Genomic DNA, 16,137 nt, shown 5'->3' on the forward strand with positions numbered 1-16,137 from the left:
ATAGCTGATTACCTGCCGCGCTTCCACAGATACCCACCCACCCCCATCCCCATCACGCACAGGACGGCAACGTAGTAGGCCGGGCCCATCGGGCTTTCTTTCATCAGCAGCGACACCGCCAACGGCGTCAGCCCGCCGAACACGGCATAGGCCACGTTGTAGGAGAACGACAACCCGCTGAAGCGCACCACCGGTGGGAAGGCTTTCACCATCACGTAGGGCACCACGCCGATGGTGCCGACAAACAGGCCGGTCAGGGCGTACAGCGGGAACAGCCAGTCAGGGTGGTCCAGCAGGCTGTGATACAGCGTCCAGGAGGTCGCCAGCAACAGTGCGCAACCGACCACCAGTATGCGGCCGGCACCGAAGCGGTCGGCCAGGGCGCCGGAGGCAATGCAGCCCAGGCTCAGGGTCACGATGGCCAGGCTGTTGGCTTGCAGCGCAACGGTCGGGCTGAAGTGGTAGAGGGTCTGCAGCACGGTCGGGGTCATCAGGATGACGACTACCACGCCGGCCGACAGCAGCCAGGTCAGCAGCATCGACAGCACGATGGCGCCACGGTGGTCGCGCAGCACCGCGCGCAGCGGCAGTTCGGCGGCCAGAGCCTTGCGTTGCTGCATCTCGGCGAAGATCGGCGTTTCATGCAGCCAGCGGCGCAAGTACACCGACAGCAGGCCGAACACACCGCCGAGCAGGAACGGGATACGCCAGGCGTAATCGGAGACCTGCTCCGGGCTGTAGAGCGTGTTGATGGCGGTGGCCACCAGCGAACCCAACAGGATGCCGGCGGTGAGGCCGCTGGTCAGGGTGCCGCAGGCGTAGCCGATGTGGCGTGGCGGCACGTGTTCGGAGACGAACACCCAGGCGCCCGGGACTTCGCCGCCGATCGCCGCGCCCTGGATCACGCGCATCAACAGCAACAGGATCGGCGCCCACAGGCCGATCTGCGCGTAGGTCGGCAGCAGGCCCATGATCAGGGTCGGCACGGCCATCATGAAGATGCTCAGGGTGAACATTTTCTTGCGCCCCAGCAGGTCACCGAAGTGCGCCATGATGATGCCGCCCAGGGGCCGCGCCAGGTAACCGGCAGCGAAGATGCCGAAGGTCTGCATCATGCGCAGCCACTCGGGCATGTCGGCGGGGAAGAACAGTTTTCCGACCACGGTGGCGAAAAACACGAAGATGATGAAGTCGTAGAACTCCAGCGCCCCGCCCAAGGCAGACAGCGACAGGGTTTTGTAGTCGTTGCGGGTCAGCGGGCGCGACGGTTGCGCACTGCTTGCGGGCACGGAGGACATGGCAAGGCTTCTCTTATAGTAATCAGCGTAATAAAGACGGCACGCCCTGGACTTGCGGCGGTCTGGCAAGATAGCAAATCGCCGGAAAAAGCACAGCGTCGAACGGTTGATAGCGCAGCGCGGTGAACTATTCACGGCGTAGGGAGTCGGTCAACCAGGGCAGGAGAACAGTTGCCGGAAAAAGCTCCGTTACAGCGTCTATTTACCGACCAAATGAGCGCCGAGAGGTCGTCGCGACGCCAGCGTCTCGATATACTCGGCCCTTGCAAGCGCCAGACCCGCAGTCTTGAGGGGCTGCTGTGCCAAAACGCCGTTGGGTGCCATCCAGCCGGTTTGGCAGAGTTTCCCTTTAGTACGCCTTACGAGAAACACAGCTCGCGTCGTGCGTTGGTGCTGAAATGTTTTTCTACAAGACGGCTATCCATTTGAAACACCCATGAAGCGTCACGGCTCAGAGGCACCCTCGGCATGATCGAACTCGAACAAGAAGATCCCATCCCACAAGGCGATCTCGCCCTGCAAATCACCGCGCTTCCGCGTGAAACCAACGGTTTCGGCGATATCTTCGGCGGCTGGCTGGTCTCGCAGATGGACCTGGCCGGTACGGCCATGGCCAGCAAGGTCGCAGGCGGGCGTGTCGCCACCGTGGCCATTGATCGCATGGCGTTCCTGGTGCCGGTGGCCGTGGGCGCGCAATTGTCCTTCTATACCCAGGCCCTGGAAATCGGCCGCAGCTCGATCCAGATGATGGTCGAAGTGTGGAGCGACGACCCGCTGTCCAGCGAATGGCGCAAGGTCACCGAGGCGGTGTTCGTGTTCGTCGCCATCGATGGCAGCGGCCGCACCCGTTCGGTACCGTCGCGAGCGCGTTAAACCTCGCCGGGTTTTGACGGTCAATTGCCCCATTGCCTGCTATTAAGAGTGCTTTGTTATGCCGACGCCCCACGTTGAATCCGTGAAAATCGACGAGCTGGACTGCTGGCGCATCCGCCACAACGGCGCCGAGCTGATGGTGGCCCAACAGGGCGCGCACCTCTTCAGTTACCAACGCGCAGGCGAACAGCCGCTGATCTGGCCGAACAAGGCAGCCGTCTTCAAGGCTGGCAAAGGCATCCGCACCGGCGTACCGGTGTGCTGGCCGTGGTTCGGCGTGTTCGATCGCAACCCGCACAGCGTGCAGGCCATGCGCCAGAGCGACCAGCCCGCGGGCGCCCACGGTTTCGTGCGTACTGCACTCTGGGAATTGGCCGCCACCGAACTCGAAGGTGACACCCTGCGCGTCGACCTGGTGCTCCCCGTGCCCGCGGGCGGCTTCCCCGGCTGGCCGCATCAGGTCGACCTGAAGCTGAGCCTGCGCCTGGACGATCACCTGCACATCGGCCTGACCAGTCATAACCGTGGCACCGACACCGTGACCCTCAGCCAGGCGTTGCACACCTACTTCGCCGTGAGCGATGTGCGCAACGTGCAGGTCGAGGGCCTGGACGGGCTTGCGTATATCGATACCGCCGACGGCTGGGCCACCCGGCAACAGGCTGGGCCGCTGCACTTCGGCGCCGAGACCGACCGTATCTACCTCGACACCCCCGCGCAGTTGCACATCGTCGATAACGACTGGCAGCGGCGCGTCCGGCTCAGCAGCGAAGGCTCCCACTCGACCGTGATCTGGAACCCCTGGACCGAACGTGCCAAAGCCTTCGACGACATGGCCGACAACGGCTGGCAGGGCATGCTGTGCATCGAGACGGCGAATGTGCTGGATGACGTGGTGACGCTGGCGCCGGGCGAAAGCCACACCTTGGGCGTGAGCATCACCAGTAGCGCTTTGTAAACCCAATCAAAATGTGGGAGGGGGTGTTGCTCCCTCCCACATTGGTCGGTGTTGTGGTTTAGAGATCCGACTCCTTCACCACCCGCACCTTCCCCGCATCCAGCGCATACGCCGCATCGGCCAGGTCGTTATTGACCGTCTCCACCTTCAACGTGCCCGTGACCCACAGCGGCGTGTAGATATCATCCAGCTTCAACCCCTTGGGGTAACGCACCAGCACCAATTGGTTCGGCGGCGGTGGCGGCACGTGGATGCACGCGCCTGGGTACGGCACCAGGAAAAACAGGGTGCTGCGGCCCTTGGCGTCGGTTTCCAAAGGCACCGGGTAACCGCCGATGCGGATGTTCTTGCCGTTCATGGCGGCCACGGTCTTGGTGGAATACATCACCGCCGGCAACCCTTTGCTCTGCTTCAAGCCACCTTTGTCGGTGAAGGTGCCCTGGGCTTCGGGGGAGTTGTGGTCGATTTCCGGCATTTGTTCGAGGGCTTTCTGGTCCGACAGCGGCATCAGGTCGAGCCAGTCGGTTTCCGGCAGTTCGCCAGCATGAGCCAGGCCTGGGCCCAGCAGGAGAAACATCAAGAGGAGACGGCGCATGGAGGAGCTCGACAAGGTAAACAGTGCCGGCATTCTAGCCCTCTGCGCCTGCGCAGCGCAGAGGACTTTGTCGCTCGATTAGTTCTTTTTGATCAGGCCGTAGATCACCAGCAGCACAATGGCGCCCACCAATGCGCCGATGAAGCCAGCGCCCTGGCCTGCCTGGTAGATACCCAGTGCCTGACCGCCGTAGGTGGCGGCAAGGGAGCCGGCGATACCCAGCAGGATGGTCATGATCCAGCCCATGCTGTCGTCGCCGGGCTTGAGGAAACGCGCCAGCAGGCCGACGATCAGGCCGATAAAGATGGTTCCGATGATACCCATGGCATTTCCCTCTGATTGAATGTGAGTCATGAAAAAGCCTAGCCAGGCTTTATCATCCTGCAATCAGAGAGACGGCGGCCACCAATGGTTCCCGCCGCCCCCGGGATTATTGCTCGGCGATCAACGCTTCGACCTTGAGGATCTGCGCTTGCAGCGTCGCGCGGTCCTGGCAACGCAGGTTGGCGTGGCCGACCTTGCGCCCGGTCTTGAAAGCCTTGCCGTAGTGATGCAGGTGGCAGTCGTCGATGGCGATGACTTTTTCAACCGGCGGGACCACGCCGATGAAGTTGAGCATGGCGCTCTCGCCCACCTTGGCTGTGGAGCCCAGCGGCAAGCCCGCCACCGCGCGCAGGTGGTTCTCGAACTGGCTGCACTCGGCGCCTTCGGTGGTCCAGTGCCCGGAGTTGTGCACACGCGGGGCGATTTCGTTGGCCTTCAGGCCACCGTCGACTTCAAAGAACTCGAACGCCATCACGCCGACATATTCCAGCTGCTTGAGCACACGGCTGGAATAGTCTTCGGCCAGGGCCTGCAACGGATGGTCGGTGCTGGCCACGGACAGTTTGAGAATGCCGTTGTCGTGGGTGTTGTGGACCAACGGGTAGAAGCGGGTCTCGCCATCGCGGGCACGCACGGCGATCAGCGAAACTTCGCCGGTGAACGGCACGAAGCCTTCCAACAGGCAGGCCACGCTGCCCAGTTCGGCGAAGGTGCCGACCACATCGGCGGCGGTGCGCAGGACTTTCTGGCCCTTGCCGTCGTAACCCAGGGTACGGGTTTTCAGCACGGCCGGCAGGCCGATGCTGGCGACGGCGGCGTCCAGGTCCGCCTGGGACTGGATATCGGCGAAGGCCGGGGTCGGAATGCCCAGGTCCTTGAACATGCTCTTCTCGAACCAGCGGTCACGGGCGATGCGCAAGGCTTCGGCGCTCGGGTAGACCGGCACGAACTGCGAGAGGAAGGCCACGGTTTCGGCCGGGACGCTTTCGAACTCGAAGGTCACCAGGTCGACTTCTTCGGCCAGTTGGCGCAGGTGGTCCGGGTCGCTGTAGTCAGCGCGCAGGTGTTCACCCAACGCGGCCGCACAGGCATCCGGCGCCGGGTCCAGGAAAGCGAAGTTCATCCCCAGCGGCGTTCCCGCCAGGGCCAGCATGCGACCCAGTTGGCCGCCACCGATTACACCGATTTTCATCGTCAACAACCTCAGGCGATACGTGGGTCTGGATTGTCCAGCACGCTGTCTGTCTGCTCAGCACGGAATTTTTTCAGCATCGCGTGGAACTGCGGGTGCTTGGCGCCCAGGATGCTGGCGGACAGCAAGGCGGCGTTGATCGCGCCGGCCTTGCCGATCGCCAGGGTCGCCACCGGGATACCGGCCGGCATCTGCACGATGGACAACAGCGAATCCACGCCCGAGAGCATCGACGACTGCACCGGCACGCCGAGTACCGGCAGGTGGGTCTTGGCCGCACACATGCCTGGCAGGTGCGCTGCACCGCCGGCACCGGCGATGATCACCTCGATGCCACGGGATTCTGCTTCATCGGCATACTGGAACAGCAAATCCGGGGTGCGGTGGGCAGAGACCACTTTCACTTCATACGGAATGCCGAGTTTTTCCAGCATATCGGCGGTGTGGCTAAGGGTGGACCAATCGGACTTGGAGCCCATGATCACGCCAACCAATGCACTCATCGTCGTGCCTCTTCTCTCTGGGCGCCCGCAGGCGCGTCAAAAAACAACAAGCCACGCGGGAAATCCGGCGTGGCTTGGTGTACGAAATTTGGCCGGTTGGACCGGCCGAAGGCCGCGCAGTATACCGTAATAACGCAGATAAACAGCCCCTGGAATGACCATCTGTCTAGCGGCGCAAACCGGCGGTTTTATTGACTTAAGAGTCAGCGAAAACCCCACAAAACCCCTCCCACAGTTAAGCGGTGCTGGACTCACGTATTCTGCGCGGCTCCACCTTCCAGCTTGCGCCACAACAACCGCACGTTTGCCTTACGCACCAAGGCACAGCGGTACAAACGAATCTCCAACGGCACATGCCACTGCGGACCGCCGCAGACCACCAGCTCACCCCGGGCCAACTCGGCACGCACGCTCAGTTGCGGTACCCAGGCGATGCCCAGGCCTTCCAGGGCCATGCTTTTGAGGCTGTCGGCCATCGCGGTTTCGTAAACCGTGGTGAAGCGCAGGGCACGTTGGCGCAACAACAGGTTCACCGAACGCCCCAGAAATGCCCCGGCGCTGTAGGCCAGCAGCGGCACACTGCCTTCACCTTCCAGGTCGAACAGTGGCTTGCCCTCGGCATCGGCGGCGCACACCGGGAGCATTTCGGTATTGCCCAAGTGCAGTGACGGGAAGATCTCCGGGTCCATCTGCATTGCCGCGTCGGGGTCGTAGAACGCCAGCATCAAATCGCAGCCGCCTTCGCGCAGGGCATGCACGGCATCACCGACGTTGGTGGCGACCAGCCGGGTGGCAATGTTCAGACCTTCGTTGCGCAACTGCGCGATCCAGCGCGGGAAGAAGCCCAGCGCCAGGGAGTGGGCCGCCGCCACTTGCATGACTTCACCCTGCCCGCCTTCCAGATGGTGCAAATGGCGCAGTACTTCACCGAGCTGCTCGACCACCGTGCGCGCGGTCACCAGGAACAACTGCCCCGCGGCCGTCAATTCCACCGGCGTGCGCGAGCGGTTGACCAGGGTCAGGCCCAGCGCGGCTTCGAGGCTGCGGATACGTCGACTGAACGCCGGCTGGGTGACAAAGCGCCGCTCAGCAGCCTGGGAAAAGCTGCGCGTCGCCGCCAGGGCGCTGAAGTCTTCCAGCCATTTGCTCTCAAGGTTCATCAGTTCCTCCCACGGGTATGCACCATTTTGGCACACACGCCCGCCATGATAGCCGGGTCACACGCCTATTATGCCGTTTGTGCATAGGCCAGTGTTTAACAGCATTGGCCCAAAAACTTCCACAAGCCTAGCATTCACAGCGTTCCGGCCAGTTCCGGGTCCATATCGAGATGATTTCCGTCATGTCCTCCGCTGCATCATTCCGCACAGAAAAAGACCTGCTTGGCGTACTCGAAGTACCTGCTCAAGCGTATTACGGCATCCAGACCCTGCGAGCGGTGAATAACTTCCGCCTCTCGGGCGTTCCGATTTCGCATTACCCGAAATTGGTGGTCGGCCTGGCAATGGTCAAGCAAGCCGCCGCTGACGCCAACCGCGAGTTGGGCCAGCTCAGCGAAGCCAAGCACGCTGCGATCAGCGAAGCCTGTGCCCGCCTGATCCGCGGCGACTTCCACGAAGAGTTCGTGGTGGACATGATTCAAGGCGGCGCTGGCACTTCAACCAACATGAATGCCAACGAAGTCATCGCCAACATCGCGTTGGAGGCCATGGGCCACAACAAGGGCGAGTACCAGTACCTGCACCCGAACAACGACGTGAACATGGCGCAGTCGACCAACGACGCCTACCCGACCGCGATCCGCCTGGGTCTGCTGTTGGGCCATGACGCGCTGCTGGCCAGCCTCGACAGCCTGATCCAAGCGTTCGCCGCCAAGGGTGTCGAGTTCAACCATGTACTGAAAATGGGCCGCACCCAGTTGCAAGACGCCGTGCCGATGACCCTCGGCCAGGAATTCCGCGCCTTTGCCACCACCCTCAACGAAGACCTGGCCCGCCTGAAAACCCTGGCGCCGGAGCTGTTGACCGAAGTGAACCTGGGCGGCACCGCCATCGGCACCGGCATCAACGCCGACCCGCGCTACCAGGCCCTGGCCGTACAACGCCTGGCCACCATCAGCGGCCAGCCACTGGTGCCGGCGGCGGACTTGATCGAAGCCACCTCCGACATGGGCGCCTTCGTATTGTTCTCCGGCATGCTCAAGCGTACCGCGGTGAAGCTGTCGAAGATCTGCAACGACCTGCGCCTGCTGTCCAGCGGCCCACGTACCGGCATCAACGAGATCAACCTGCCGGCCCGCCAGCCTGGCAGCTCGATCATGCCTGGCAAGGTCAACCCGGTGATCCCGGAAGCCGTCAACCAAGTGGCCTTCCAAGTGATCGGCAACGACCTGGCCCTGACCATGGCAGCCGAAGGCGGCCAACTGCAGTTGAACGTGATGGAACCGTTGATCGCCTTCAAGATCTTCGACTCGATCCGCCTGCTGCAACGGGCCATGGACATGCTGCGCGAGCACTGCATCGTCGGCATCACCGCCAACGAAGCCCGCTGCCGCGAGCTGGTGGAGCACTCCATCGGCCTGGTCACCGCGCTGAACCCGTACATCGGCTATGAAAACGCCACCCGCATCGCGCGTATCGCCCTCGAAAGCGGCCGCGGCGTGCTGGAACTGGTGCGCGAAGAAGGCTTGCTCGACGACGCCATGCTCGACGACATCCTGCGCCCCGAAAACATGATTGCTCCACGTTTGGTCCCGCTGAAGGCCTAAGCGTTTGTTGCACCGCTCACCAGGTTGAGGGACTAGACACCTCTCACCTTTTGAGGGCCTGAAGGCTCGTTCTTCAGGCCCTTTTTTTTGCCTCAAGGTTGTGAAATGACGCCCATAAAAATTCCAATATCGCCCCTGCCCGCCACACCCTGGCTGAAACCTTTAATCAGCCCAGGCAGACGGATCACGTTCGCCTAGGTATAGTGCCGCCCCTCTTCGCGCCAGCGGCCATCGGTAACGAGGCCCGGACACACGCGAAAACGCATGAATAACAACACCCGCAAAAGGATCGGGTCGAACCGTCGCGCACTGCCTGGTGCCAAGTGACAGCGTCGAACCGTCCTGCGTTTGCCATTAGAAAAATCAGCGAGGAACACTCCATGCTCGAAGTCATCAACGACTTCCTCTCAGGGAAAGTACTGATCGTGCTCATTGTCGGGCTCGGCGGTTATTTCACGATCCGCTCGCGTTTCGTTCAGTTGCGTCACTTTTTCCACATGTTTTCGGTGTTTCGCGACAGCCTGAAAAACAGCTCCGACCAGCTCAGTTCGTTCCAGGCGCTGATGCTCAGCCTGGCCGGCCGCGTCGGTGCCGGTAACATCGCCGGTGTCGGCATTGCCGTGACCCTGGGCGGCCCCGGTGCCGTGTTCTGGATGTGGGTCACCGCGTTGGTGGGCATGTCCTCGAGCTTTATCGAGTGCTCCCTCGGCCAGTTGTACAAGCGCACCGACGCCGAAGGCACCTTCCGCGGCGGCCCGGCTTATTACATCCAGCACGGCCTGCACAAGCGCTGGCTGGGCATGGTGATGGCGTTCCTGCTGCTGGTGACTTTCGGTTTTGCCTTCAACGGCCTGCAAGCCCATGCCGTGACGCACTCGCTGAACAACGCCTTCGGCCTCGACACCACCTACACCGGCCTGGCCCTGGCGGCATTGCTGGGCCTGGTGTTCATCGGCGGGATCAAGCGGATCGCCTCGATCGCCGACCTGCTGGTGCCGGTCAAGACCCTGGTCTACATCGCCGTGACCCTCTACGTGATCGTGCTGCAATTCGACCACGTGCCGGCCATGCTCGCGACCATCGTCAAGAGCGCGTTCGGCCTCGACCAGGCCTTCGGCGGCCTGGTGGGCAGTGCGATCATCATGGGTGTGAAGCGCGGCGTATTCGCCAACGAAGCCGGTTTGGGCAGTGCGCCTAACGTGGCGGCGGTCGCGTCGGTGGAACATCCGATCGCCCAAGGCGTGGTGCAAGCGTTCAGCGTGTTCCTCGATACTTTCGTGATCTGCACCTGCACCGCCTTGCTGATCCTGCTCTCCGGTTTCTACACCCCAGGCTTTGAAGGCGACGGCATTGCCCTGACCCAGAACTCCCTGGCGGCCGTGGTCGGCGACTGGGGCCGGATGTTCATCTCGGTGGCCCTGGCGTTGTTCGTGTTCACCTCGATCATGTACAACTACTACCTCGGCGAGAGCAACCTGCGCTTCCTGGTCGGCAACAACCGCAAGGTGCTGATGGGCTACCGCGCGTTGGTGCTGGTGCTGATTTTCTGGGGTTCGATCGAGAACCTGAGCACCGTGTTCGCCTTCGCCGACATCACCATGACGATGCTCGCGTTCGTCAACCTGTTCGCCCTGGCGTTCCTGTTCAAGATCGCCATGCGTATCCTGAATGACTACGACAACCAGCGCGCGGCGGGGATCAAGACCCCGGTGTTCGACTCCAGCCAGTTCCCCGACCTGGACCTGGACCACAAGGCCTGGCCGGCCAACCCGGTGAAACCGGAGCCTGCCGCTAAAGCGCCTGCTGAATCGATCGCACTGTCGCAACGCTAAGCGCAGATGACACGCCGCCTGGCCTTGGGCATGCTCTGGGCTTGGCGGCGTTTTTCGTTCAGGAGATTTTCGATGCAAGCAGCTAACAACGTCATGGTGCTCTACACCGGCGGCACCATCGGCATGCAAGCCAGTGCCAACGGCCTGACCCCCGCATCCGGTTTCGAAGCCCGCATGCGCGAACAGCTCGCCAACCAGCCAGTGCCTACATGGCGCTTCCGGGAAATGTCGCCGCTGATCGACAGCGCCAACATGACCCCGGCCTACTGGCAGCGCCTGCGCACTGCCGTGGTCGAAGCCGTGGACGACGGTTGCGACGCGGTGCTGATCCTGCACGGCACCGACACCCTGGCCTACAGCGCGGCCGCCATGAGCTTCCAACTGCTGGGCCTGCCGGCGCCGGTGCTGTTCACCGGCTCCATGCTCCCGGCCGGCGTACCCGACAGCGATGCCTGGGAAAACGTCAGCGGTGCGCTGCTGGCCCTGGGCCAAGGCCTGGCGCCGGGTGTGCAGTTGTACTTCCACGGCACGCTGATGGCGCCGACACGCTGCGCGAAAGTCCGCAGCTTCGGGCGTCACCCGTTCGCCGCGTTGCAACGCCAGGGCGGCGTGGCCCGCGCCGCGTCGATTCCTGCAGCGCTGGACTACCGTCAGCCCAAGGCCCTGGCCAATGTCGGTGTGCTGCCGTTGGTGCCGGGTATCGGCGCGCCCCAACTGGACGGTTTGATCGGCAGCGGCCTGCAGGCGCTGATCCTGGAATGCTTCGGCAGCGGCACCGGGCCCAGCGACGACCCCGAGTTCCTCGCCAGCCTCCAGCGCGCGCAGGCGCAAGGCGTGGTCGTGGTCGCGATCACCCAATGCCATGAGGGCGGCGTGGAACTGGACGTGTACGAAGCCGGCAGCCGTTTGCGTGCAGTGGGCGTGCTGTCCGGTGGCGGCATGACCCGCGAAGCGGCGTTCGGCAAACTCAACGCGCTGCTCGGCGCCGGGCTCGACACCCAGACCATCCGGCGCCTGGTGGAACTCGATCTGTGCGGTGAACTGGCCTGAATCGTACAGCCGAACCCGCGTAAAAACCCTCGGCCAACTATATAGTTAGCCTCCTCCCTGCCTTGCCGCTTTCTAGCATGCCGAAGCTGTTCTTCCGGCAGCGTCCATGAAATGGCAAGGCAGGAACTCATGAGCCAACAAACCTCCACCCTTCGTTACAACCCCTCCGATACGCTGGTCACCCAACTCTGCGTCGGCCCCGCCTTCCGGGAAGCCGCCAGCACGCTGTTACGCCGCTCGTTGCAAGAACTCTACCCGGACCTAGGCATCGACCCGGACATCGCCATGGTCGGCACGCCGACATGGGGCATTGTCGACGATGAAATCGTCGCCGGCCCCACCGCGCACCAAACCCTCACCGACATCCTCACCAATCAGGCCATCTCAGGTGAACCCGCGCTCTACATCGAAGGCGCGCACTACCTTATCCAGCCGAAAAACCAGCAACCCACCGCGCACCTGCCGGTACGCATCACGCAGATCGCCACCCTGATCAACCTGTTGGCGCCAGTGATGCTCACCGCCTACCAGGAACAACAAGTGGCGTTCTGGAACTCCAGCAACGGCACCTCCGGCCCCCACTGGCAAGCCTTGTCCAGCACGCTGCGCTCGGTGTGGAACGTGACCCTCGTCGACGGCTGGGACGAACAGGACTGCGCCATGGCCCGCACGCTGTACGCCGCGCCTGAACTGACACGCCGCCAGAGCGACGATGCATTCGCCTGCCGCGCCTACCTGGTGGACGTCGATCAGGTCGATGGCGCAACCGTCACCCACCTGGGCCTGCTGTCGATTGCCGTGCTGATCGGCAACCACGACGGCGAGACGCTTATCCTCACGTACTCCCTGTTCAACGGCTACGAGAAATTCGCCACGCTGGAGCAACTGGGCCAGAGCTTGCCCGGCTACGTAGGTCGCCATGCACCCACTGACATCCAATGGCGACTGTTCGAACCCACCGGGCATTTTTTCGATCACCAGGCTTGCACGCTGATTGCCCAACAGCTTGCGTTCATCGGGCAGCTCGACACTCAGCAACTGCGGCGCACCGCCCCCAGCGAATCCTCACTCAACCTGCCACCGGCCACCCAAGAGCTGGTCGGCGAAAAGCAACCCGACCTCAAACCCTACCTCGACGCACTCCCGTCCTGGCTGACATCCGCCTCCACCACCGACCTGAGTCTCTACGCACGCTACCTGAAAGACCTCGCCGCGCTGCACAGCCTCAACGCGGGCAAGTCCTACGACGATGACATCCCGCACATCCAGACCTACGCGCTCGACAGACTGCGCGCCGAAATGCTCAAGGACCACACCGACGCGGCGAACCTGCGCCTGGAGAACATCGAGATTCAGGTACGCAGCCCGATTGTGTGGGGCAGTTTCACCCTGCCGGGCAAGGTCGACACCACCACCTTCAGCCTGGCCGACCTGGCCCTGCAAAACCTGATCGGCCTGCCCCTCGGCGACAAAAGCGTGCGCTTGCGCAACAGCAGCAGCGTGCCGGCGTGGCTGACCGTGGCATACATCGAAACGCTGATCCGCAAGGTGGACGTCGGCCAACACTACCCGGCCCTGGCCAAAAGCAAGTTGCTCGACAACCCGCTCGAATCCAGCCGCCGACGCGCCCTGTACAGCAGCCATTTGCGCATCCAACTGCCGCTGCAAGCCTTGCAATACAAGATGAGCCGACACGCCGGGATCGACGAACTGGGGTATCGCTACGTCGCTGCCGTGCTGGCGCCAGAGGCAGCGGACCGTCAGGTCGACGGGCAAACCATCGTTCTTCGTCCCCTGGCCTTCCTGCCGAAAAACCGCAGCGCCGACACGCAAGACGTGGTGAGCAACATGTTTGTGATTGGCCCCCAGGACGCGAACGCCGGGCCCTGCCTGTTGTATCGCCCGATGGCGGAATTACAACTGCTGCAATATCCGTCACCGGCCGACCTGCTGTATGCGATCCGCCAATCACGCCACCTGCGCGACTCGGTCCTGGCCTGGCTGCCGGACAATGTGCGCGACGACTACGCACGCTACGCATTCCCCGGCGAACTGCCGTCGCCCTGGGCAGTCGTGACGCTGCTGGTGGACCCGGTCAAACTCGTGATGATGAGCGGGCCCATGGACCTGGGCATGCAAGCGCTCAGCGGCGAGCTGCCCGACGAACTGTTCAAGGCCAATGCCAACGCGCTGATCACGCTGGCCGACCGTCAGTCGGCGTCGAATGCCGAAAGTCGCTGGGCTTCGTTCAAGCAGGCGGGCTGGCTGATATTCAACGCAGCCCTGCCGTTCCTGGGCCGCACCGTGAACACCGCCGCCTGGATCTGGCAGATCCTGGATCAGGTGCAAGCGGTCGTCGACGCGCAACAGCAGAAGGACAAACCGGCCGAATGGTCCGCCCTGGCCGGGCTGTTGCTCAACCTGGGCATGGTGTTGACCCTGCACATCGCCAGCCGCGAAGCGCCGTCAGCCCCCGCCTTGAGCAAGGACGAGCCGGCGCCGAAACCTGCCGCCCGGCCCGAGGTGATCGCCAAGCCCGTGACAGTCAAACAATTGGCCAACCTTTCGGCAGTTGAGCTGCCAGGCAATCACCCGCATGCACTGCACACCCTGGCCGCGATCAACCGCAGCCCCAGCGACCTGAGCAGCCTGCTGGACAGTTTCAAGGTCGAAAAGCCGAAGGTGCGCAACAAGGCCTCATCGCGCATCGGCCCCCATCGCCACCTCTACCCGCTGCTCGATAAATGGTACGCACAGGTCGGCGAACGCTGGTTCGAAGTGACGGTGGATGAGAATGACGAAGTGCAGATCACCGATCCCCAACAACCCGCGCGCAACGGTCCCTTTCTGATCGGCAATCTCAAGGGCGAGTGGTTCATCGACACCCGGCTGCGCCTGCGTGGCGGCGGTTCAAGAAGCCGGGAGCGCAAAGCCCGGGCGCAAGCCGAACGCCAGGCCAGCCAACTGCGCAGGCAGATCACCGCCTTCGAGCAACAGAAAAAGACCGCCCAGGACACCCTGGAAAAGACTTATCAGGCACTGGTTGACGCGCCGCCCACCTCGGCCCAGGCCGCGCAAAGGGCTTACCTCGATCAACTGGAGGCCCAACGCACAGACTACGAGACCGCCCTGAAAAACCTGAAAGAATTGAATGTACTTGCCCCAACGCCGGACTACCTGCACAGCGCCGTGGGGTATCTCAAGGCTCAGTTGAGCCTGAGCTGGGCCGGGCTCAACGAGGTGCTCAAGGCCTTTACGCCCAAACTCCGTACAATCCTCGACCACATCGCGAAGCAGGCCGCCGACGCACGCGTGCGCAACATCCCCGACGCACTGCAAATGAACGCAATACTGCACGGCATGATCGAGCGCCTGGACTACTTCGAAACGCGGTTCAACGAACTGCGTGACCTGCCCGGCGAAGGCCTGCGCCTGATCAAGAACACCAAAAGCCTGCTGCCTGCCTACAGCAGCGGCGACCTCAAGGCGTTGCAAGTCACCTTGGCCCGCAACCTGTGCCTGCGCGAAACCACCACCCTCAGCGCACCACTGGCATGGGCGGCCATCGACCATATTGTCGACGCCTGCGACATCGCCATCCAGGCCCTGCGCGACACCCTGCGCGAGCGCAGTGACAAGCGCATCGACGAACAGATCGAGACCCTGAGCAGCCTGATCGAACAGTTCACGGTGCTGGGCGAGCGCCTGCAGGACTTTCCCACGGAATTCCCCAGCGTCTCCCTGACGGAACCGTTGACCCGCCTGCGCGAGCAACTCGGCGAGTACACCAAACGCGCCAGCACCCATCTTGCGCAAATGGCCGACCGACGCACCGCGCTGAGAGCCACCCCCAGCCCGCCGCCCATCCCGCCACACCCGCAGAAAAAATTCATCCGCACCCGTTACCACGGCATGGTCGTCGGTGAGCCGCAATTGTCCGCCACAGGCCTGGACACCGGGCTGGTGGATGTTCGCTCGCCCCTGTCCAACACCGTGGTGGCCACGTTTCACGAGAAACCGGACGGCTTTTGGGTGCAACGGGCCAGGAGCGAACAAACGGTGAACACGCCCATCGACCTGCAAACCAGCGTGGACGCCGGCCAGAACCTGCTCGACGGCCTACCGGACTTCAAACAACGGATCACCGGCCTGGCCAGCCAAGCCCAACGCACGCCCATCGGCATCGAATACTTGTACCATCAACACGCCCAGCGCCTGGAGCAAGCCACGCGCAGTATCGAGCAAGCCCTGAGCCAGAAGAACCTCGCGCAAGGCGACGTGGCCCTGGCCAGCACCGTCAAAAAGACCCTCAGCGACGCCACCACAGCCCTCTATCAACAATCCGTAGACAATGTGCTGAGGATGACCCAACAGCACCCACCGACACCCTCCGGCGTGCAATGGTTGAAGGCCCGCAACGCGATAAGCATCAAAAAAACCATCAGCCGCCGACGCATCAAATCCGCCCGGCCGGATTACCTGGACGAATACACCATCACCGACCGCAGCACCCATAAGGTGCTGTGGTATGCACACTTCCACTACTCGACCGACTGGACCACGCCCAGGGCGTTTATCAGCGCGCGCCTCAAGACACCGCAGGAACACAGCCTGGGCGCGGCAGCCGACACCACCAAAGGCCTGAGCAGCGCACAACGCGTGGCATTCCACCGCAGCGAGATCAACGAGAGTCAGGCCAGTACGCTGTTTTTCAACCTCGCCTGACACACGGCCGACGGCACACA

12 protein-coding genes are annotated in these 16,137 nt (G+C 62.8%); 6 read left to right on the forward strand and 6 right to left on the reverse strand.

Annotation, left to right across the window (positions count from 1 at the left end; genetic code table 11):
• Positions 1-8: 8 nt before the first annotated feature.
• Positions 9-1,298 carry an MFS transporter gene (locus PverR02_RS31055; protein WP_017850005.1) on the reverse strand — a complete coding sequence of 430 codons (1,290 nt, stop codon included), beginning with the start codon at positions 1,296-1,298 and terminating at the stop codon, positions 9-11.
• A gap of 468 nt (positions 1,299-1,766) precedes the next feature.
• Between PverR02_RS31055 and PverR02_RS31060 the strand changes: the two genes are divergently transcribed.
• The gene (locus tag PverR02_RS31060) at positions 1,767-2,171 is read left to right on the forward strand and encodes an acyl-CoA thioesterase (protein WP_010566936.1); all 405 of its coding nucleotides are present in this window, start codon (positions 1,767-1,769) and stop codon (positions 2,169-2,171) included.
• A gap of 58 nt (positions 2,172-2,229) precedes the next feature.
• The gene (locus PverR02_RS31065; protein WP_079444952.1) at positions 2,230-3,129 is read left to right on the forward strand and encodes a D-hexose-6-phosphate mutarotase; all 900 of its coding nucleotides are present in this window, start codon (positions 2,230-2,232) and stop codon (positions 3,127-3,129) included.
• 58 nt (positions 3,130-3,187) lie between these two features.
• On the opposite strand, the gene PverR02_RS31070 is transcribed toward PverR02_RS31065, so the two are convergent.
• From PverR02_RS31070 to PverR02_RS31090, 5 genes are all read right to left on the reverse strand, one after another.
• Positions 3,188-3,724: a DUF3299 domain-containing protein gene (locus tag PverR02_RS31070; protein ID WP_017850007.1), complete on the reverse strand. Its 537-nt coding sequence runs from the start codon at positions 3,722-3,724 to the stop codon at positions 3,188-3,190.
• 78 nt (positions 3,725-3,802) lie between these two features.
• Positions 3,803-4,048, reverse strand: coding sequence for a GlsB/YeaQ/YmgE family stress response membrane protein (locus PverR02_RS31075; protein WP_046381616.1), 246 nt, complete (start codon positions 4,046-4,048; stop codon positions 3,803-3,805).
• A 106-nt stretch (positions 4,049-4,154) separates the two neighbouring features.
• Positions 4,155-5,240 carry a 5-(carboxyamino)imidazole ribonucleotide synthase gene (locus PverR02_RS31080; RefSeq protein ID WP_046381615.1) on the reverse strand — a complete coding sequence of 362 codons (1,086 nt, stop codon included), beginning with the start codon at positions 5,238-5,240 and terminating at the stop codon, positions 4,155-4,157.
• Positions 5,241-5,251: 11 nt separating this feature from the next.
• Positions 5,252-5,743, reverse strand: coding sequence for a 5-(carboxyamino)imidazole ribonucleotide mutase (purE, locus tag PverR02_RS31085; RefSeq protein WP_017850010.1), 492 nt, complete (start codon positions 5,741-5,743; stop codon positions 5,252-5,254).
• 251 nt (positions 5,744-5,994) lie between these two features.
• Positions 5,995-6,903, reverse strand: coding sequence for a LysR substrate-binding domain-containing protein (locus PverR02_RS31090; protein ID WP_017850011.1), 909 nt, complete (start codon positions 6,901-6,903; stop codon positions 5,995-5,997).
• Positions 6,904-7,085: 182 nt separating this feature from the next.
• On the opposite strand from PverR02_RS31090, the gene aspA reads away from it, so the two are divergent.
• The 4 genes from aspA (at position 7,086) to PverR02_RS31110 (ending at position 16,117) form a co-directional block, all read left to right on the forward strand.
• Positions 7,086-8,510, forward strand: a complete 1,425-nt coding sequence (aspA, locus tag PverR02_RS31095; protein WP_017850012.1) for an aspartate ammonia-lyase — start codon at positions 7,086-7,088, stop codon at positions 8,508-8,510.
• A gap of 380 nt (positions 8,511-8,890) precedes the next feature.
• On the forward strand, positions 8,891-10,342 hold the full coding sequence (locus PverR02_RS31100; RefSeq protein WP_046381614.1) for an alanine/glycine:cation symporter family protein: 1,452 nt from the start codon (positions 8,891-8,893) through the stop codon (positions 10,340-10,342).
• Positions 10,343-10,414: 72 nt separating this feature from the next.
• Positions 10,415-11,392: an asparaginase gene (locus tag PverR02_RS31105; RefSeq protein ID WP_046485938.1), complete on the forward strand. Its 978-nt coding sequence runs from the start codon at positions 10,415-10,417 to the stop codon at positions 11,390-11,392.
• Between the two features lie 129 nt (positions 11,393-11,521).
• Positions 11,522-16,117 carry a hypothetical protein gene (locus tag PverR02_RS31110; RefSeq protein WP_079444953.1) on the forward strand — a complete coding sequence of 1,532 codons (4,596 nt, stop codon included), beginning with the start codon at positions 11,522-11,524 and terminating at the stop codon, positions 16,115-16,117.
• Positions 16,118-16,137 lie beyond the last annotated feature (20 nt).

This window comes from Pseudomonas veronii, assembly GCF_002028325.1.
Taxonomy (GTDB): Bacteria; Pseudomonadota; Gammaproteobacteria; order Pseudomonadales; family Pseudomonadaceae; genus Aquipseudomonas; species Aquipseudomonas veronii.

What these genes read in the sequence shown, in the direction of transcription:
- PverR02_RS31055 (WP_017850005.1), bottom strand. Translation starts at nt 1,298, where the DNA reads ATGTCCTCCGTGCCCGCAAGCAGTGCGCAACCGTCGCGCCCGCTGACC.
- PverR02_RS31060 (WP_010566936.1), top strand. Translation starts at nt 1,767, where the DNA reads ATGATCGAACTCGAACAAGAAGATCCCATCCCACAAGGCGATCTCGCC.
- PverR02_RS31065 (WP_079444952.1), top strand. Translation starts at nt 2,230, where the DNA reads ATGCCGACGCCCCACGTTGAATCCGTGAAAATCGACGAGCTGGACTGC.
- PverR02_RS31070 (WP_017850007.1), bottom strand. Translation starts at nt 3,724, where the DNA reads ATGCGCCGTCTCCTCTTGATGTTTCTCCTGCTGGGCCCAGGCCTGGCT.
- PverR02_RS31075 (WP_046381616.1), bottom strand. Translation starts at nt 4,048, where the DNA reads ATGGGTATCATCGGAACCATCTTTATCGGCCTGATCGTCGGCCTGCTG.
- PverR02_RS31080 (WP_046381615.1), bottom strand. Translation starts at nt 5,240, where the DNA reads ATGAAAATCGGTGTAATCGGTGGCGGCCAACTGGGTCGCATGCTGGCC.
- purE (WP_017850010.1), bottom strand. Translation starts at nt 5,743, where the DNA reads ATGAGTGCATTGGTTGGCGTGATCATGGGCTCCAAGTCCGATTGGTCC.
- PverR02_RS31090 (WP_017850011.1), bottom strand. Translation starts at nt 6,903, where the DNA reads ATGAACCTTGAGAGCAAATGGCTGGAAGACTTCAGCGCCCTGGCGGCG.
- aspA (WP_017850012.1), top strand. Translation starts at nt 7,086, where the DNA reads ATGTCCTCCGCTGCATCATTCCGCACAGAAAAAGACCTGCTTGGCGTA.
- PverR02_RS31100 (WP_046381614.1), top strand. Translation starts at nt 8,891, where the DNA reads ATGCTCGAAGTCATCAACGACTTCCTCTCAGGGAAAGTACTGATCGTG.
- PverR02_RS31105 (WP_046485938.1), top strand. Translation starts at nt 10,415, where the DNA reads ATGCAAGCAGCTAACAACGTCATGGTGCTCTACACCGGCGGCACCATC.
- PverR02_RS31110 (WP_079444953.1), top strand. Translation starts at nt 11,522, where the DNA reads ATGAGCCAACAAACCTCCACCCTTCGTTACAACCCCTCCGATACGCTG.